This is a genomic window from Neorhizobium fuzhouense (assembly GCF_042611105.1).
Classification (GTDB): domain Bacteria; phylum Pseudomonadota; class Alphaproteobacteria; order Rhizobiales; family Rhizobiaceae; genus Neorhizobium; species Neorhizobium galegae_A.
In genome coordinates, this window is sequence record NZ_JBHFFP010000002.1 from 563,422 (window position 1) to 580,893 (window position 17,472).

At 62.4% G+C, this 17,472-nt stretch carries 16 protein-coding genes; 10 read left to right on the forward strand and 6 right to left on the reverse strand.

The features are described 5' to 3' along the window. Window positions 1-218 precede the first annotated feature (218 nt). Window positions 219-1,121 (forward strand): RNA polymerase sigma factor RpoH, encoded by a 903-nt coding sequence (gene rpoH, locus ACEXP3_RS06520; protein ID WP_210104256.1) that lies wholly within the window; start codon window positions 219-221, stop codon window positions 1,119-1,121. A 350-nt stretch (window positions 1,122-1,471) separates the two neighbouring features. Here rpoH and ACEXP3_RS06525 read toward each other — a convergent pair whose 3' ends face one another. The 3 genes from ACEXP3_RS06525 to ACEXP3_RS06535 form a co-directional block, all read right to left on the reverse strand. Continuing rightward, the gene (locus tag ACEXP3_RS06525) at window positions 1,472-1,903 is read right to left on the reverse strand and encodes a VOC family protein (RefSeq protein ID WP_377296519.1); all 432 of its coding nucleotides are present in this window, start codon (window positions 1,901-1,903) and stop codon (window positions 1,472-1,474) included. Window positions 1,904-2,069: 166 nt separating this feature from the next. After that, entirely contained in the window at window positions 2,070-4,583 is a 2,514-nt protein-coding gene (locus tag ACEXP3_RS06530; protein WP_377296520.1) for a hypothetical protein, read from the reverse strand. A gap of 59 nt (window positions 4,584-4,642) precedes the next feature. After that, complete coding sequence (locus tag ACEXP3_RS06535) at window positions 4,643-5,941, reverse strand: adenylosuccinate synthase (protein WP_210104253.1); 1,299 nt, start codon at window positions 5,939-5,941, stop codon at window positions 4,643-4,645. Between the two features lie 200 nt (window positions 5,942-6,141). On the opposite strand from ACEXP3_RS06535, the gene ACEXP3_RS06540 reads away from it, so the two are divergent. Further along, entirely contained in the window at window positions 6,142-7,035 is an 894-nt protein-coding gene (locus ACEXP3_RS06540) for a DMT family transporter (protein WP_377296521.1), read from the forward strand. 13 nt (window positions 7,036-7,048) lie between these two features. On the opposite strand, the gene ACEXP3_RS06545 is transcribed toward ACEXP3_RS06540, so the two are convergent. Continuing rightward, a complete protein-coding gene (locus ACEXP3_RS06545) occupies window positions 7,049-7,498 on the reverse strand; it encodes a transglutaminase-like cysteine peptidase (RefSeq protein ID WP_377296522.1) in 450 nt (149 codons plus the stop codon). A gap of 312 nt (window positions 7,499-7,810) precedes the next feature. Here ACEXP3_RS06545 and ACEXP3_RS06550 point away from each other — a divergent pair, with 312 nt between their 5' ends. Beyond that, window positions 7,811-8,608, forward strand: a complete 798-nt coding sequence (locus ACEXP3_RS06550) for a creatininase family protein (protein ID WP_377296523.1) — start codon at window positions 7,811-7,813, stop codon at window positions 8,606-8,608. A gap of 1 nt (window position 8,609) precedes the next feature. On the opposite strand, the gene ACEXP3_RS06555 is transcribed toward ACEXP3_RS06550, so the two are convergent. Both ACEXP3_RS06555 and ACEXP3_RS06560 read right to left on the reverse strand, forming a co-directional pair. After that, complete coding sequence (locus tag ACEXP3_RS06555; protein WP_377296524.1) at window positions 8,610-8,891, reverse strand: hypothetical protein; 282 nt, start codon at window positions 8,889-8,891, stop codon at window positions 8,610-8,612. Further along, complete coding sequence (locus ACEXP3_RS06560) at window positions 8,888-9,850, reverse strand: LysR family transcriptional regulator (RefSeq protein WP_377296526.1); 963 nt, start codon at window positions 9,848-9,850, stop codon at window positions 8,888-8,890. The genes ACEXP3_RS06555 and ACEXP3_RS06560 overlap by 4 nt, the downstream gene beginning before the upstream one ends. Window positions 9,851-10,034: 184 nt before the next feature. Here ACEXP3_RS06560 and ACEXP3_RS06565 point away from each other — a divergent pair, with 184 nt between their 5' ends. From ACEXP3_RS06565 to ACEXP3_RS06595, 7 genes are all read left to right on the forward strand, one after another. Then, window positions 10,035-11,051: an ABC transporter substrate-binding protein gene (locus ACEXP3_RS06565; protein ID WP_377296527.1), complete on the forward strand. Its 1,017-nt coding sequence runs from the start codon at window positions 10,035-10,037 to the stop codon at window positions 11,049-11,051. Window positions 11,052-11,403: 352 nt separating this feature from the next. Then, a complete protein-coding gene (locus ACEXP3_RS06570; RefSeq protein ID WP_377296529.1) occupies window positions 11,404-12,237 on the forward strand; it encodes an ABC transporter ATP-binding protein in 834 nt (277 codons plus the stop codon). Continuing rightward, window positions 12,237-13,058, forward strand: coding sequence for an ABC transporter permease (locus ACEXP3_RS06575; RefSeq protein WP_377296530.1), 822 nt, complete (start codon window positions 12,237-12,239; stop codon window positions 13,056-13,058). Before ACEXP3_RS06570 ends, ACEXP3_RS06575 begins: the two co-directional genes overlap by 1 nt. Beyond that, window positions 13,058-14,365, forward strand: coding sequence for a cytosine deaminase (locus ACEXP3_RS06580; protein WP_377296531.1), 1,308 nt, complete (start codon window positions 13,058-13,060; stop codon window positions 14,363-14,365). Before ACEXP3_RS06575 ends, ACEXP3_RS06580 begins: the two co-directional genes overlap by 1 nt. 1 nt (window position 14,366) lies before the next feature. Beyond that, window positions 14,367-15,782: an FAD-binding oxidoreductase gene (locus ACEXP3_RS06585; protein WP_377296532.1), complete on the forward strand. Its 1,416-nt coding sequence runs from the start codon at window positions 14,367-14,369 to the stop codon at window positions 15,780-15,782. A 430-nt stretch (window positions 15,783-16,212) separates the two neighbouring features. After that, window positions 16,213-16,794, forward strand: coding sequence for an NAD(P)H-dependent oxidoreductase (locus tag ACEXP3_RS06590; protein ID WP_377296533.1), 582 nt, complete (start codon window positions 16,213-16,215; stop codon window positions 16,792-16,794). Window positions 16,795-16,862: 68 nt separating this feature from the next. After that, window positions 16,863-17,432: a transglycosylase SLT domain-containing protein gene (locus ACEXP3_RS06595; protein WP_377296534.1), complete on the forward strand. Its 570-nt coding sequence runs from the start codon at window positions 16,863-16,865 to the stop codon at window positions 17,430-17,432. Window positions 17,433-17,472: the final 40 nt, after the last annotated feature.

Here is a 17,472-nt window from a genome sequence, read left to right on the forward strand (position 1 = left end):
TGGGCGCGGCAAGCGCTTTTCCTGTGATCCGCTCCCCCGTGAGCTCGTAATGTCATAACAGGGTCGTGACCGGCGCATGTGCTTGAATCACCCTTTCGCCGCACTTATCTGTTAGCTGGATGGGTGCGGGGTCGAGGGAAAGACCCGCATCTTACGGCTCGCCTTTCGATCGGCAGAACGATCACGGGAGCCGGAACACGATCAGAAGGGGGTGCTTTATGGCCCGCAATTCTCTGCCTTCGATTACAGCCGGCGAAGCTGGCCTTAATCGTTATCTCGATGAAATCCGCAAGTTTCCGATGCTGGAGCCCCAGCAGGAATACATGCTGGCGAAGCGTTACGCCGAACATGGGGATCGCGACGCGGCCCATCAACTCGTCACCAGCCATTTGCGCCTCGTGGCCAAGATCGCCATGGGCTATCGCGGCTACGGCCTGCCGATCGGCGAAGTCGTGTCGGAAGGCAATGTGGGCCTGATGCAGGCGGTCAAGAAATTCGATCCCGAGCGCGGTTTTCGTCTCGCCACCTATGCCATGTGGTGGATCAAGGCCTCGATCCAGGAATACATCCTGCGCTCCTGGTCGCTCGTCAAGATGGGCACGACCGCCAATCAGAAGCGGCTGTTCTTCAATCTGCGCCGCCTGAAAGGCCGTATCCAGGCCATCGACGAAGGCGATCTGAAGCCGGATCAGGTGACGGAAATCGCCACCAAGCTTCGGGTCTCGGAGGAAGAAGTCGTCTCGATGAACCGCCGCCTGTCGGGTGACGCGTCGCTGAATGCACCGATCCGGGCAGCCGAAGGCGAAGCGGGCCAGTGGCAGGACTGGCTGGTCGATGACCACGACACCCAGGAAGCCGTGCTGATCGAGCAGGACGAGCTGGAAACCCGCCGTCGCATGCTCGACAAGGCGCTCAGCGTCTTGAACGAACGCGAGCGCCGTATCTTCGAGGCCCGTCGCCTCTCGGAAGATCCGGTGACGCTGGAAGACCTGTCGACCGAGTTCGACATCAGCCGCGAGCGCGTGCGCCAGATCGAGGTGCGCGCCTTTGAAAAGGTTCAGGAAGCCGTTCAGAAGGAAGCCCTGGCGCAGGCCAAGGCCCTTCGCGTCGTCGACGCCTGAGCGGCACGACCACCCAAACTTCCCGACGGTTTAAAGGCCCGGCAAAAGCCGAGCTTAGCTAGCTAGCGAACTTTGCATGTTTCAAGATTTAGAGTGAAGGGCGGCCGCAATGGCCCTTCGCCCCGTCTTGACGGGGAGAAGGTCGCGGCAGCGGGATGAGGGGCCAATTCGCCGCCTAATCAATAGTTTAAGGCCCCTCACCCCAGCCCTCTCCCCGCACGCGGGGCGAGGGGGCAAAGACGTCGTCAATGCCGATCCCGGCGATGTCGTTGACTTTGTCAGCAGTCTGGGCCCGGCAAAAGCCGGGCTTTTCCATCTCTGGAAACTCTGCAGGTCCGGCAGCCGCCTTCTCAGGCAAGCGGCGCCCCCTTGCCCCGGTCATCACGACGCAGGCGATCCTCCAGCGTGCCGACATGCAGTTCGAACATGTGATTGTCGTCGTCGTAGAAATAGATCGAGTGACCCTCCTCGCCGTGCGGATGCCCGTCGTGCAGATCGAGACCCAGGGCCTCGATTGCGTCCAGACGCTCCTCCACATCCTCCTCGCGAATGGTGAAAGCCACATGGTTGTAGCTGCGCGCCAAGTCGACCGAGCCTTCAATAAGAACGATCCAGACGGACGATAGCCCGTCACCGATCTGAAAGATCCGTTCCTTGGTGAGGGTGAATTCGTCGGCGCCGGGGTCCTCGACCTTGCGCGCCTTCATGACCGTCGTCAGGATCTCCTCCATCCGGTCGAGGTTTTTCGTGACAAAGGTGATGTGACACAATCCGCCAGCCATTGCCGTTCTCCCATCTGCCGCGGCCGACATCCTGAGAGGAGACGACACCGCCTCACCTTCTCCCGGATGATGGCGGCAGGATGACCCGGCGGCGCGCCCGGCATCCAAAAAAATCCGCCGGGCGAAACCGGCGGACCTTGATGTTCTGTTGAACCGAAGGCTGAGCTTACTGGCCGGCCGGCGAAAGGGCCGCCCACTGGCGGATCGCCTCATCGAAGGCTTTCACGCCTTCAGAGCCCTTCTGGAGGGTGAGTAGCGCGCGACGGCCGGTGCCGTAGATGATCGGCACGTCCAGCCAGTTGCGGCTCTTCAGAAGCTCCATGTTGCGGGCGCGCGCATCGGGAAAATCGTTGAGCGCAATCATGTGGAAGTCCGGCGTGATCTTGGCCGGAACCGCAATCAACGGATCGCCGCGATCCTGCTCGGTCTGCTTCATCGAAATGCGCTGCACGCTTTCGATGGCACCGCCCTCGAAATCCGCCGGCAGCGAGAAGACGAACTCGACCAGGTGGCTCGCCGGGAGCGAGGCATCCGCATTCCGCTTGAAGGTGATGAGCGCCGTCAGCCCGCGTTCCGGCAGGTTGATGCGGCCCTGGACCACAGGCTCAGGCCGGCCGTTTTCGCCGGTTTCGCTCTGCAGCGACCAAGACACTCTGCCTTCGATGGCAGTCGGCGAAGACTGGCCGATGCGTTCCTCGTACAGGAAGATCTTCTCTCCCGAAACGGCCGGCGTTGCAGCCGGGGTTGCAGGCGGCGCACTGCTGCTCGGTGCGGCCGGCGTCGTCACCGCATTGGTGTTACCGCCGGCATCGGGTGCCGCCGGAGCGTTCAGCTGGGCAATCGACTGGCTTGCGCCACCGGCTGCCGGTCCGCCGGCGCCGTCATCGACTTCCGTACCGTTTGCCAGCAGGCGCTGCGTAAACTTGGTCGGGCCAGCCGCCGCCGGTGTGCCAGATGCGGCGGCAGGCGCCGTGGCGGTGGCAGTCGCAGTTCCCTTGGGGGGCTGCGTCGAAGCCGGCGCCGTCGCGTTGCTCGAAGACGGCGGTGCCGACGCGGTCGTGGCAGCCGGAGCCGTCTTCTCGCCGGCGACATTGCCGATCATGTTGTCCAGCGCATCGCGGTTCAGCCAGATGGCGTAGCCACCACCGCCGAGGACGGCGAGACCGAGGATGGCCAGCACCCAAACGCCGTAATTGCGCTTGGGCTTGGTCTGGACGCGGTAGGCGCGCGCAGGAGCCGCTTCCGCCAGATCCGGCTCTTCCGCCGGCAGGTCTTCCCCGCGTCCGCCCTTTTCGGCGGCTGTCTTGTCATAGCCGATCAGTTGTTCGAGATCGTTCCACGGGTCGCTGGACGCAGCCGGCGCCTCGACCTTCGCTGTTGTCTGGATCGGCTGAAGATAGGTGGCAAGCGGATCAGGCACATCCGGCTCGGCCTTGGCCGGTGCCGGATAATCCGGCAGGTCCGTCACGGCCGGCATCTCGACCTTGGCCGTGACATGGGCTTCGCGATCGAAATGCGCCTCGAACAGATCGGCAGCCTGCCGATCGATGAAGGCCGGCACAACGGGTGCTGCCGCCGGCGTCTCGGGGCGCTCTGCCTCGTCTTGCGCCTGCCAATCGGGCTGCGCGTTCCAGCCGGCGGAGTTGTTCCAGTCCGCGACGGGCGCGGGCTCCACGGCAATGGAGGCGGATTCGGACAGGGTCTCACCGGTCTCACCGGTCGCGGCCTGCACGCTGCCATGCCAGTCGTCATGGCCGAAGACCTGCGGCGCAGTCTCTTGCGGGTGCTGATCCGCTTCGGGCACGTCCGACGAGAAGGGGTCTTCCCTCTGCAGGGATGGCGCTGTCGATGGGGCATCCGGCCAGGCGGGCGCCATCTGTGCCCGGGTGCGCGGCGGCTCGTCATAGACCGGGAAACGGGGCGCCTCGGCGTACGTCCGTGCCTCGGCCTCATCGGCACGGGGCGCGTCTCCACGCGGCACATCGGCCTCGTCATCGTCGGCAAAGGGATTTTCGTCGGCCGGCGCATGGGCCTCGGGCATCGCAGCCGGAACAGCGGTCAGGTCCTGATGCGCATCATGGGCCGGCGCCTGCGGCTCGGGATCGGCCGGTTCATGGACAGGCGCTACCGGTTCGGCCTCGAACGGGCGCGCATCATCATGCTCCGGCGCCGCGCCATACGGATCTGCGGCATGGACCGGCTCGGCCTGATACGCTTCCGCTTCCGGCACGGCTTCGGACTGCGGCTCATGATACGGTGCTTCGTAGGGCGCTTCCTGCGCTTCGGGGACGGCAGCCGGGCTTGCCGGCGTCTCGTCCTGAGGCTCCGGCTGAACGGCCGGTTCGGCAAAGGCTTGAGGCTCTGCGTGCGCGGGCGAAGGCTCCGGCACAGCGGCCGTTTCCTGCCAGGCCGCCGGCGCAACATCGACGGGCGGTGGCTGCACGAACGGTTCGTCGGCTGCCGGCGCAGCTTCGCGATGCTCGGCCTCGACCTCGCGGATCGCAGCTTCCAGCTTGTCCATCTGGCGGCGCAGCATCTCGTCCGAGGGGCGCGGCTTCATGTTCTCCAGCTGCCGCTGAACGGCGCCGCGAGCCTTTTCGTATACCCGAATACGCATTTCGGGATTATTGTTCGCCAGGCCATCCACGGCCCGGCGAATAACCGCTACAAAATCAGCCATTGATACTTTCTCTTGATCACCGGCAGCGCGCCGAGTGAAAAGGTAGATAGCGCTGGACTTTAGTCTTCAAAAGGGTCTGTCACAAGTATCGTGTCGTCGCGCTCGGGGCTGGTGGACAGAAGCGCCACCGGCGCCCCGATCAGTTCTTCCACCTGACGCACGTATTTGATCGCCTGAGCCGGCAGATCCGCCCACTTACGGGCACCGACGGTTGACTCTTTCCAACCTTCCAGCGTGATGTAAATCGGTTCGACACGCGCCTGCGCTGCCTGGGCAGCCGGCAGGTAATCGATTTCCTGGCCGTCCAGCGTGTAGCCGACGCAGATCTTCAACTCGTCCAGCCCGTCCAGCACATCGAGCTTGGTGAGCGCAATGCCGGTGATGCCGTTGGTGGCCACCGACTGGCGCACGAGCGCTGCATCGAACCAGCCGCAACGACGCTTGCGCCCGGTCACGGTGCCGAATTCATGGCCTTTTTCGCCGAGGAACTGGCCGATTTCATCGGTCAGTTCCGTCGGGAACGGGCCTTCGCCGACGCGCGTCGTATAGGCCTTGGTGATGCCGAGGATATAGCCGAGCGAGCCGGGACCCATGCCGGAACCGGCGGCAGCCTGGCCGGCCACCGTGTTCGACGAGGTAACGAACGGATAGGTGCCGTGGTCGATATCGAGCAGCGAGCCCTGCGCACCTTCAAACAGGATGCGCGAGCCTTGGCGGCGCTCCTTGTCGAGCAGGCGCCAGACCGAATCCATGAAGGGCAGCACGCGATCGGCAATCGAGGTCAGCTCTTCCATGATCGTGGAATGCTCGACTTCGGGCGCGCCAAAACCACGGCGCAGCGCGTTGTGATGGGTCAGGATGCGTTCCACCTTGGCTTCCAGCGCATCGAGATCGGCCAGATCCATGACGCGGATGGCACGGCGGCCGACCTTGTCTTCATAGGCCGGGCCAATGCCGCGGCGCGTGGTTCCGATCTTGGTGCCGCTGTTGGAGGCGGCGTCTTCGCGCATGCCGTCCAGTTCGCGGTGAAGGGACAGGATGAGCGTGGCGTTTTCGGCGATGCGCAGGTTTTCCGGCGTCACATCGACATTCTGCGCCTTCAGGCGGCCGATTTCGGCAATCAGCGCATGCGGATCGACCACGACGCCATTGCCGATGACGGCCATTTTGCCGGGACGCACGACGCCGGACGGGAGAAGCGAAAGCTTGTAGCTGACGCCATCGATCACCAATGTATGGCCGGCATTGTGGCCACCCTGGAAGCGCACGACGATATCGGCTCGTTCCGAGAGCCAATCAACGATCTTGCCCTTGCCCTCGTCACCCCATTGCGAACCGATTACCACGACATTCGTCATCTTAAAGCTTTCCTGCTCTGTCGCCAGGCTTCAACGCCCCGCCCAAACCGGCGCATCTATACTGTGTGATTTCAGGGAAAGCGACCCGTTTATGAGCTTTTCGCCTGTTTTTAGATGACAGCGCGCTTCGCTCGCGGTTATTTGCGCGACAAAACAATCGGGAAGTCATGCTCTTTCCGGATCTTCCCGGGAGTGCACCCTTGCATATCAGAGCCTATGCCTACCTGATCGTCGCCACTTTGTGCTGGGGCGGCAATGCTGTCGTCGGCAAGCTCGCCGTCGGCCATGTCAGCCCGATGATGCTGACCATGCTGCGCTGGGTGATTGCCTGCGCCATCATTTTCGCCATCTCGCTGCCGCAGCTGAAACGTGACTGGCCGGTGGCCAAGCAGCACCTGCCGCTTATGATCTTTCTCGGTGCGGTCGGCTACACGCTGTTCAACGTGCTTCTCTATAATGCCGTGCATTATACGACGGCCATCAACGTCACGATCGAGCAGGCCGGCATCCCGTTCCTGATCTTTCTCGCCAATTTCGTGTTTTTCCGTATCCGCGTGTCGCTCGCACAGATCCTGGGCTTTTCTTTGACGCTGGTCGGCGTGGCCATCACCGTCTCGCATGGCGATCTTGCGACGCTTCTGTCGCTGACGGTCAATTTCGGCGATCTGCTGATGGTGATCGCCGTCATTGCCTATGCGGCCTATACGATCGTCTTGCGCTGGCGCCCGCCGGTTGACTGGCGCACGCTGATGGCCATTCCGGCGCTGGTGGCACTTCTGTGCACGTTGCCGCTGGTGGCGTGGGAATATTCGGCCGGAACGATGATGTGGCCGGATGCCCCCGGCTGGACGGCCGCCCTTTATACGGGGCTGTTTGCCTCGCTGGTGGCGCAGATTCTCTATATCCAGGGCATCGGCCATATCGGCGCCAACCGCGCCGGGCTGTTCATCAATCTGGTGCCGGTGTTCGGCACGCTGCTGTCCGTCCTGGTCATCGGCGAGCAGCTACAACTGTTTCATGTGCTGGCGCTGGTGCTGGCGCTCGGCGGCATTGCCATTGCCGAACGCGGGAAGTCGGCAACCGGAAACCCGTGACGTCAGGCGTTCCTCAGATCTGCGGCACGCGGTTGTCGAGAACCAGATCGCCATTGTCGGTGGATACGATCAGCACGCGCTCCACTGTGCCCGCGGGCGTCATCAGGAAGCCGATGCGCAGTTCGTCTAAGGGCTGTCCACGGCCGATCAGCGCCTCCTGCTTGAGACGCGCGCAATCGGTGCAGGAACCGGGACGCGCCGGGCCACCGGTCGCGTCGGAAACCAGGCTGTCGAAATAGCCGTCCAGCGAGCCGACCGTCTCGTTGACAGCGATGTTGAGTGCCTGCACCGCCGCGTAATCGGTTTCATAGGGGGCGGGAGCCGCCTTGGCTGTCGCCACTTCGTGCGACTGCGACAGGACCGTGAAGGCACCACGGGCAAGACCTCCCGGGCCGGCTGCATCGGCTGTGCCGCAGGTGAGGACCGAGAGAAGCGCCGCAACGGCAATGATGGTTTTCGACATAATCGCTTGCCTCTATCAAAGCGGAGGGTCGCCGTTTTGCGCACCGTCCCGTTTCGGATCATCAGCCCTTCATCAGAGCCTGCCCGGTCCTGTGTCCCGGGATTGACCGAGTTATAACCCGCTGCTTTTGCGGGCGACTTAAGCCAGTGACGACAATTTTAGCGAAACGCATTTTTTTCCCGAAACGGGACTGGCTCGAAAAGAGACAGCGGCAATGCGCGCAAAAAGGCAGCAAGCCGCACGGAATTTGGCGCTTTTCGGACCCGCTGGGATTGCCTTATCCAGAGAGCAAGGACTGCGAGAGGATATGCCATGGCCAAGCCGTTTTACTGGAATGAACTGAACACCTACGATTTCGCCGGCCTCTCGCCTGACAGGACGATTGCCATCCTGCCGCTTGCCTCCACCGAGCAGCACGGGCCGCATCTGCCGATCGCAACCGATGTGGCGATTGCCAATGGCATGCTGGCAGAGCTGAAGGTCCAGCGTCCCGACGACCTCGATATTCTGGTTCTGCCGACGCAGGAAATCGGCAAGGCCAACGAGCATATTTATGGACCCGGCACCCTCTCGCTCGGCGCCGACATTCTCATTCCCGCCTGGACGGCGATCGGCGGCAAGGTGGCGGAAGCCGGCATCCGCAAACTGGTGATGGTCAATTCGCACGGCGGCAATCTCGACATCATGAGCATCGTCTCGCGCGAGATGCGCGTGCGCTTCGGCATGGCGGCCGTTGCCACGCAATGGGCCCGTTTCGGCCAGCCGGAAGGCATGATCAGCGAGCACGAGCAGAAATTCGGCATTCACGGCGGCGAAGTGGAAACCTCGCTGATGCTGCACTTCCGCCCGGACCTGGTGCGGATGGACAAGGCGCAGAATTTCGCCTCCAAGGCCGAATGGATGAAGGAAAACACCCGCTTCCTGCAGCCTCTGCCGCCGCATGCGCTCGCCTGGATTGCCCATGACCTCAATCCGGCAGGCGTCGTCGGCAATGCGGCAGCGGGCACGGCGGAAAAGGGTGCCGCCATCTGCCGCCATCAGGTGGCGGGCTTCATCCAGCTGTTGCGCGATGTGGAATCCTATCCGCTGTCCAACCTTTATACGGCCTGATCTACTCGATCTGCGCCTCGAAACCATCGAGAAGCGCGCGGACCGGGCCGCTGCGATATTTTTGCTTGAGCGCCTTCAACCGGGCATCCGTGCCGCGGCACGAGGCTTCAAGGGCAGCGGCAATCTCCTGCCGGCGCGCGGCATCGCCGGGCGGCTCCTCGCGAAAATGATCGCATTGCTCTCTCTTTGCCACGAAGGCGGAGACGTCCGCCGGCAGATCGCGGCCAGAGGCAGACGCTGCGGCACCGACCAGCAGCAGGCTTGCAAGCGCAAGGCGCCTCATGACCGAAGCTCTGCCGGCTGCCGCTGCGGCGGCACATGCCCCTTCGCCTCCAACTCCTCCACCAGCGCGCCGAGTTCCCCGAGCAGGAATTCCACAAACAGGCTGGTGGCCGTATCGAGCGTGGCACGTGCGCGGGCAAACAGTTTCATCGGCTGGTGGCGGCGCTGCGATTCGACGAGCGGGCGAAAGACCAGTTCGCCGCGCCGGCAATCGCCGATCACATCCAGCGGATTGAGGAAGGTGAGCCCCGTGCCGCGCTTCACGAGGTGGCGCAGCGTCTCCGGTGCACCGGTTTCCACCACCGGCTCGACCGACATCGGCAAGGGCGACAAGATGAGATTGATCATGGTGCGCAGGCTCATGCCGGGCTGGGCAAGGACCAGCGGCTCCTGCAGCACCTTGGCGAGATCCACCGGCCCCTCCTCGCCGGCCAGCGGATGATCGGGCGGCAGCACGACGCCAATCGGGATATCGAAAGTGGCGAGCGTGCGAAGCCCGGGCGTTGCCGGAATATTAAAGCCGATGCCGAGATCGACCTCGCCGGAGAGGACCGGGTTCGCCGTCGTCGTCGCCCCGTCGATGGCAAGCTGGATGCGCATGCGCGGATGTTTTTCGACGAAGCGGGCAATGAGTTCCGGCAGCGGACCGGCGGCAAGCCCGACCGTGGAAATCATCGACACACGACCCACCTGCGGCATTTTGAGGCCGCGCACGCGCGTCTCCAGCTTGTCATAGGCCTTCAGCACGTCGCGGATATGCTCGATGCACAATTCCCCGGCTGCCGTCAGTCGCAATCCGCGCGGCAGACGCTCGAAAATCTGCGCCCCAAGTTCCTCCTCGAGCGCCAGGATCTGCCGGTTGATCGCCGAGGAGGCGACGTTGAGGCGCGCCGCCGCCTTGCGGATCGACCCGCAGCGGGCAATTTCATCAATGTATTGCAGTTTTCGCGAGTGCAGCATGCCGGGCCCCATTGCTTAAGATTTAATCATGCCGCACAATTTGTGCAGTTACCAGATGAGCGCTGCCACAAAGGCATCAATCCGTGCGAATTTTGATGCTTTTCAAAGCGCAAAACCAATGGCTGAAATGGATGAAAGGGATGCCGTAAAGAGCGTCCCGGCATCGGAAAAGGGAACAGGTGGAATGGACACGCTGCGGAAATTGAAGACCACTCTCGCCGGCATGGCTCTTGGCACCGGACTAGCAATGAGCGGTCAGGCGCTCGCTCTCGACGAGGTGAGCTACGGCACCAACTGGCTGGCGCAGGCCGAACATGGCGGCTTCTACCAGGCCGTGGCCGACGGCACCTATGAAAAGCACGGGCTGAAGGTCACCATCGTGCAGGGCGGACCGAATGCCGCCAACCGGGCGCTGCTGATTGCCGGCAAGGTGGATTTCTACATGGGCGGTCCGCTCGGCGACATGGACGCCGTCAAGCAGGGCATCCCGCTCGTCTCGGTCGCCTCGATCTTCCAGAAGGACCCGCAGGTCCTGCTCGCCCATCCGGATGCCGGCGTCGAAAAGTTCGGCGACCTTGCCAAGCTCGATACGATCTTCATGGGCAAGGAAGGCTATGTCACCTATTTCGAATGGATGAAGAAGAACTTTCCGGGCTTCAAGGAAGAGCAGTACAAGCCCTACACCTTCAACCCCGCCCCCTTCATCGCCGACAAGAAATCCGCCCAGCAGGGCTATCTGACGTCGGAGCCCTATGAAATCGGCAAGCAGGCCGGCTGGACGCCGAAAGTCTTCCTGCTGGCAGATGCCGGCTACAGCCCCTATTCGACGATGATCACCACGACGCAGAAGATGATCGACACGAAGGCGGACGTGGTGCAGCGCTTCGTCGATGCCACCATCGAAGGCTGGTACACCTATCTCTACGGCGACAATTCCAAGGCGAACGCGCTGATCAAGAAGGACAATCCGGAAATGACGGATGGCCAGATCGCCTATTCCATTCAAAAGATGAAGGAATACGGCATCGTGGAATCCGGCGACGCGCTGACCAAGGGCATCGGCTGCATCACCGACGAGCGTTACAAGAAATTCTTCGAAGAGATGGTGCAGATCGGCGTGCAGCCGGCCGACCTCGACTACAAGAAGGCCTATTCCACCAAGTTCGTCTGCAAGGGTGTCGGCATGGCGCTGAAGAAGTAAACGGCGAAGTCCCCTCCCCAACCCCTCCCCACAAGGGGGAGGGGCTTGTCCGTCCCTCGCCACTCTTCGGGCTGAGGCAACGGTTGCCTCCTACAGTCTCCCCCCTTGTGGCGGGGTCCGAAGGACGGGGTGAGACCGGTGGCTCGACCCAAAAGCCGGCAGGCCAGAGGGGGTCTTTGCCAGCATCGGCTCGCTTGGCGCAGGTCGCGACAGCCGCTGAGTCTGACAGTGCCTTTGGCGCACAACGAAGTCCCCTCTCCCCGTCCCGACGGGGAGAGGGTTAGGGTGAGGGGCAGCTTTTCGAAAAACTCTGGAAAGCCCCAACACACATGCAAAGAACACAAGGCCCTTTATGACCGAGACTGATGCCCCACTGCCCCCCGCCTCCCACAAGCGCCCGTTGGTGGTGATGCGCAATGTCTCCAAGAGCTTTTCGAGCGGCACACTGGCGCTGTCGGATATGTCGCTCACCGTCCAGGGTGGAGAGTTCGTGAGCCTGCTTGGTCCCTCCGGCTGCGGCAAGTCGACGGCGCTGCGCATCATTGCGGGGCTCGGCGATGTCACCACCGGCGAGATCGACTGGCCAAGCTCGCGCATCAATTCCAAGGGCCTGCCGGAAGGCGATATTTCCTTCGTCTTCCAGGAGCCGACGCTGATGCCGTGGCAGACGGTGTTCGGCAATGTCTACCTGCCGCTCAGGCTTGCCGGCGTCTCGAAGGCTGCCGCGCGCGACAACATCATGACCTCCCTCGACATGGTGGGGCTCAAGGATTTCGCCGACGCCTATCCGCGAGAACTTTCCGGCGGCATGAAGATGCGTGTTTCGATTGCCCGCGCGCTCGTCACGAAGCCAAAACTCCTCCTGATGGACGAGCCTTTCGCGGCGCTCGACGAAATCACCCGCCAGAAACTCAATGACGACGTGCTGCGGCTCTGGCGCGAGACGGGCATCACCGTCATCTTCGTTACCCATTCGGTGTTCGAGAGCGCCTATCTCTCCAACCGCATCGTGGTGATGAAGGCGCGGCCCGGCCGGGTGCATGCGGATTTTCCGCTTTCCACCAGCCTGGATCGCGGCCCGCTTTATCGCAGTTCGGAAGAATATCGCGCAACTTGCGAAAAGGTGTCGCATTCGCTGATGGAAGCGATCGGCTTTCCCCTCGCCGATGGCATGGAGATGCATTGATGGCCGCCTTGCACGAACCGGGCTTTGTCTCCCGCCATCGCGAAACGCTGCTGCGCATCGTCATTCCGATCCTCGTCGTCGTCTGCCTGGTGCTTCTCTGGCAGGTGCTGGTGACGGCAACCGGCGTGCCGCAATATATCCTGCCCGGCCCGGGCGCGGTGGCGCTCGCCCTCGTCAAGGACTGGGGCACGCTGTCGCCGGCGCTCTGGGTGACGACGAAGATCACGATGTCGGCGCTGGCCCTGGCGCTTGTCGGCGGCGTCGGCATCGCCGTTTTTCTCGTGCAGTCGAAATGGATCGAGACGGCATTTTATCCGATCGCCGTCATCCTGCAGGTGACCCCGATCGTGGCCATCGCGCCGCTCATCCTCATCTATGCGCCGACCACGCAGGTGGCGCTTCTCATCTGCGCCTTCCTCGTCGCCTTCTTTCCGATCCTCTCCAACATGGTGCAGGGTCTGAAAAGCGTCGACCACAACCTATTGAACCTGTTCGACCTTTACGGCGCGTCGCGGCTCCAGACACTGATCTATCTGAAGCTGCCGGCCTCCCTTCCCTATTTCATGACGGGGCTCAGGATCGGCGGCGGCCTGTCGCTGATTGCCGCCGTCGTTGCCGAATTTGCCGCAGGCTCCGCCGGTGCCGGCTCCGGTCTCGCCTTCCGGCTCCTGGAAGCCCAGTACCGCCTCAATATTCCGCGTCTCTTTGCAGCACTGATCCTCCTCTCGGCGCTCGGCGTGGTGATCTTCGGCATCACCTCCTTCATCGCCTGGCTCGGGCTTCACCGCTGGCACGAGAGCAGCATAAGGAGAGAAAACTGATGTCCTTTCTCGATCTGCCCAAAGCAGACCATTTCGTTCTGGCCAATGCCACCCTGCCCGCCATCACCGTCGAAGGCTATGACGCCCCGGCAACCGAAGGCCTCGTCTCGGCCGACCTGATCATTGCCGGCGGCAAGATCGAAAGCATCGTTTCGCCCGGCACGGCACCGGCTGCCCTTCCCCGTGCCGATCTGCGCGACGGCATGGTGTTTCCCTGTTTTGTTGACATGCACACCCATCTCGACAAGGGCCATATCTGGGAGCGTCGGCGCAACCCGGACGGCACGTTCATGGGCGCGCTCGAAAATGTCGGCGCTGACCGGGCGCAAAACTGGACGGCGCAGGATGTGCGCGCCCGCATGGAATTTTCGCTGAAGACAGCCTATGCCCATGGCACGAAACTCATCCGCACCCATCTCGACAGCATTCCGCCGCAGCACGATATTTCCTTTGCCGTCTTTTCCGAGCTGCGCGCGGAATGGCAGGACCGTGTCGCCCTGCAGGCCGTGGCGCTTTTGCCGCTGGAGCAGGTGCTGAACGAGCCGGTGTTTGCCGATATCGTCGCCGTGACGAAGCGCCATGGCGGGCTGCTCGGTGGCGCAACCCGCATCCTGCCCGACTTTGAAAACATCCTCGAAACGCTGTTTCGGGCAGCCGCCGACAACGGGCTCGACATCGACCTGCATGTGGACGAGACGGAAGACAAGCAGGTTCTGACGCTCAAAACCATTGCCGAAACGAAACTGCGCCTCGGCTTTGAAGGCAAGGTCACCGTCGGTCACTGCTGCTCGCTGGCGCGCCAGGACGAAGATCTCGCAAAGCGCACCGTCGATATGGTGGCCGAAGCCGGTCTGTCCGTCGTCTCGCTTCCCATGTGCAACATGTATCTGCAGGACCGCCATGCCGGGCGCACGCCGCGCTGGCGGGGCGTCACGCTGTTTCATGAACTGACGGCGGCAGGGGTCAAGACCTCGGTCTCCTCCGACAACACCCGCGACCCCTTCTACGCCTATGGCGATCTCGATGCGGTCGAGGTGTTTCGCGAGTCGGTGCGCATCCTGCATCTCGACCATCCGCTCGACGAGGCGGCCCGCGTGGTGACGACCACCCCCGCCGACAGCCTCGGCCGGCCCGACATCGGCCGCATCAAGGCCGGCCTTGCCGCCGATCTCGTGCTGTTTTCGGCGCGGCGCTGGAGCGAATTTCTTTCCCGTCCGCAGGCGGACCGCATCGTGATGCGGAATGGCATGGGCATCGACCGCCGCCTGCCGGATTACCGTGACCTTGACCCCATCCTGGACCGATAACATGGCCGATTACGCACAGATCAAACGCGACCTCGACGGCATTGCGGTGGAAGACAATCCGGCACTGGTGCGCCAGAAGAGCCGCGATTTCTACTGGTATTCGCCGATTCTCAAGGCAGAACTCGACCATGTGACGGCCGATCTCGTGGTCTCGCCGAAGAATGAGGAAGAGGTGATCCGCACGCTGAAAGTGGCCTATGCCCATGGCGTTCCGGTCACCCCGCGCGGCGCCGGCACCGGCAATTACGGGCAAGCCATGCCGCTTGCCGGCGGCATTGTCCTCAACCTCATCAACATGAACAAGGTGAAGGAAATCCATCCCGGCCGCGTCATCTGCGAGCCGGGCATCGTGATTGCCGAGCTTGACCGGCAGACGAAAGCCCATTCCGGCCAGGAATTGCGCTTCCACCCCTCCACCGCCCAGACCGCCACCATCGGCGGCTTTGTCGCCGGCGGCTCGGGCGGCGTCGGTTCCATCCACTGGGGCGGCCTTCGCGATCTCGGCAATATCCTGCGGCTGCGCGTCGTCACCATGGAAGCCGAACCGCGGGTACTCGATCTCAATGCCTGGGATCTCCAGAAGGTGACGCATGCCTATGGCACCAACGGCATCATCACCGAAGTCGAAATGCCGCTGGCGCCGGCCTATGACTGGGTGGATGTGCTGGTCGGTTACGACGACTACATGGATGCCGTCCGTCTTGCCGATGCGCTCGCCCACAAGAACGGCATTTTGCTCAAGGAAGTCGCGCCGATTGCAGCGCCGATTCCTTATGATTTCTTCCCGCGCCACAAGCCGTTCATCCGCCACCGCAACCAGTCGATCGTGGTGCTGATGGTGGCGCCGCATTCGATTGAGCCGTTCCTGGCGCTGACGCAGAAGATGAAGGGCGAAGTGCTGTTCCGCTCCGATACCGTGGAAAGCATGAAGGGCATTCCGCATGCCTATGAACTCGGTTGGAACCACACGACGCTGCGGGCGCTGAAGGTCGATCCGGGCTTCACCTATCTGCAGGTGCAGTATCCGGGGCCGGACCATGTGGCAAAGGTTGCCAAAATGACGGAGATCTTTGGCGACGAGGTGCCCGGCCATCTGGAATTCATCAAGTTCGACGGACGCATGCAATGCTCCGGCCTGCCGCTGGTGCGCTACACCACGCGGGAGCGGCTGGAAGAAATCATCCGCATCCACGAGGAGAATGGCTGCCCGGTGTTTAACCCGCACCGCTACACGCTGGAAGAAGGCGGCATGAAGCAGACCGACGAGGTGCAACTGGCCTTCAAGAAGGAAACCGATCCGAAGGGGCTTCTCAACCCCGGCAAGATGATTGCCTGGGACAATCCCGATTTCGACTTCAAGGCCGGCCAGAATTACCTGTTTCCCGGCCTACAGGCCTTTTCCGAAGCAGGGGAGTAGGAGAACGATTGTCTCTCCCGGGGCCTACCCCCCTCTGCCCTGCCGGGCATCTCCCCCTCAAGGGGGGGAGATTGGCAAGAGGCAAAACCGCCGGCCCAAGATGTGCATGCGACCAAGTCTGGCGAAACGCTGCATTGAGAAAGCGGACGGCATTAACACGATGATCTCCCCCCTTGAGGGGGAGATGTCCGGCAGGACAGAGGGGGGCATCACACGCACACCCTATGAGGACACGACAGGATTAACCGCCACTTTATCCATTCCGAAGGTACTCCCGGCCGGGCGCACCGGCTCATGCGATCAATCACATGGCATCCCTATTTTTCTCGGCTGGGCGGCGAGGGAATGCGGTGCTGGGACAAACGGCGCGGAAGTTTTGACCTGACGTCCGGGCGGGGGTCGCACCGGACCAAGATTTGGAGCTTTGCTGATGCGCGTACTGGTTCTGCACTCCCACCCCGTCGAGGAAAGCTATGGCAAGGCGCTGTTTCGCCAGACCTGCGCAAGCCTTGCGGAGGCCGGTCATACGGTCGATGCCTGCGATCTCTATGCGGAAGGGTTCGATCCGGTCCTCTCCGCCCATGGAAGGCGGATCTATCACGATTACCCGGACAACATGGCGGGGCTCGAGAGCTACGTGGAACGCCTGAAACAGGCCGAGGGGCTGGTCATCTGCACGCCGGTGTGGAATTTCGGCTTTCCCGCCATGCTGAAGGGCTATTTCGATCGGGTCTGGCTGCCCGGCGTCTCCTTCGGTCTTCAGGACGGAAAGCTCACGCCGACGCTTCGCCACATCCGCAAGCTCGGCGCCGTCCTGACCTATGGCGGCACGCCCATGCGCGCGTTTCTCGTCGGGGACCCGCCGAAAAAGATCATCAAGCGTGTCATCCGGGCACAAATCGCCCTCGGCGCGCCGGTTAAATTCCTCGCCCATTACGACATGAACAACTGTACCGAGGCCACGCGCGCTGCGTTCCTCATGCGTGTGAAGACGGAAATGATACACTTTTAAGATTGTATCATTTAAAGACATCGTTAAATTTTCATCGCTATAAATCTCTTGGAACAAGAGGTTAAGCGATGCGCATTGTCTTTCTGATCGCCCTTCTGATGCTGGTTGGGTGCGGTACCGCCCCCAGCAGGATCGACAATGCCTGCGCCATATTCGCACAACGTGATGGACTGTTCAACAACTGGGCCCGCGACGCAAGGACTGCTTCACAACGATACGGTGTGCCGGTTCCGGTTCTGATGGCGACGATCTATACGGAATCCGGTTTCCGTGCCCGCGCCCGGCCGCCGCGCACCAAGCTCCTGGGCTTCATTCCCTGGACGCGCGCCTCCTCTGCCTATGGCTATGCGCAGGCGCTCGACGGCACCTGGGAGACCTATCGCCGCGAGACCGGTCGCTGGGGGGCCAGCCGCTCCGACTTCGGCGACGCCATCGATTTCGTCGGCTGGTATCACCGCAAGAGCCATGACACGAACGGCATCCCGCTCCAGGACGGCTACCGGCTCTACCTCGCCTATTATTCCGGCCATAGCGGCTATGAACGCGGCGAGTTTTCCTCCGGCACCCGCCAGGCGGCACAACGCTCGGCCAGCATGGCCAGCCGCTACGAGAACCAGCTGCGCGCCTGCGGTTACTAGGCAGGACGCGTTTGCCGGCGCCAAAGCCGGGTTTCCCTTG

Excerpts from the sequence above, each read along its gene's own strand:
- rpoH (WP_210104256.1), top strand. The coding sequence starts at position 219 with ATGGCCCGCAATTCTCTGCCTTCGATTACAGCCGGCGAAGCTGGCCTT.
- ACEXP3_RS06525 (WP_377296519.1), bottom strand. The coding sequence starts at position 1,903 with ATGGCTGGCGGATTGTGTCACATCACCTTTGTCACGAAAAACCTCGAC.
- ACEXP3_RS06530 (WP_377296520.1), bottom strand. The coding sequence starts at position 4,583 with ATGGCTGATTTTGTAGCGGTTATTCGCCGGGCCGTGGATGGCCTGGCG.
- ACEXP3_RS06535 (WP_210104253.1), bottom strand. The coding sequence starts at position 5,941 with ATGACGAATGTCGTGGTAATCGGTTCGCAATGGGGTGACGAGGGCAAG.
- ACEXP3_RS06545 (WP_377296522.1), bottom strand. The coding sequence starts at position 7,498 with ATGTCGAAAACCATCATTGCCGTTGCGGCGCTTCTCTCGGTCCTCACC.
- ACEXP3_RS06550 (WP_377296523.1), top strand. The coding sequence starts at position 7,811 with ATGGCCAAGCCGTTTTACTGGAATGAACTGAACACCTACGATTTCGCC.
- ACEXP3_RS06555 (WP_377296524.1), bottom strand. The coding sequence starts at position 8,891 with ATGAGGCGCCTTGCGCTTGCAAGCCTGCTGCTGGTCGGTGCCGCAGCG.
- ACEXP3_RS06560 (WP_377296526.1), bottom strand. The coding sequence starts at position 9,850 with ATGCTGCACTCGCGAAAACTGCAATACATTGATGAAATTGCCCGCTGC.
- ACEXP3_RS06565 (WP_377296527.1), top strand. The coding sequence starts at position 10,035 with ATGGACACGCTGCGGAAATTGAAGACCACTCTCGCCGGCATGGCTCTT.
- ACEXP3_RS06570 (WP_377296529.1), top strand. The coding sequence starts at position 11,404 with ATGACCGAGACTGATGCCCCACTGCCCCCCGCCTCCCACAAGCGCCCG.
- ACEXP3_RS06575 (WP_377296530.1), top strand. The coding sequence starts at position 12,237 with ATGGCCGCCTTGCACGAACCGGGCTTTGTCTCCCGCCATCGCGAAACG.
- ACEXP3_RS06580 (WP_377296531.1), top strand. The coding sequence starts at position 13,058 with ATGTCCTTTCTCGATCTGCCCAAAGCAGACCATTTCGTTCTGGCCAAT.
- ACEXP3_RS06585 (WP_377296532.1), top strand. The coding sequence starts at position 14,367 with ATGGCCGATTACGCACAGATCAAACGCGACCTCGACGGCATTGCGGTG.
- ACEXP3_RS06590 (WP_377296533.1), top strand. The coding sequence starts at position 16,213 with ATGCGCGTACTGGTTCTGCACTCCCACCCCGTCGAGGAAAGCTATGGC.
- ACEXP3_RS06595 (WP_377296534.1), top strand. The coding sequence starts at position 16,863 with ATGCGCATTGTCTTTCTGATCGCCCTTCTGATGCTGGTTGGGTGCGGT.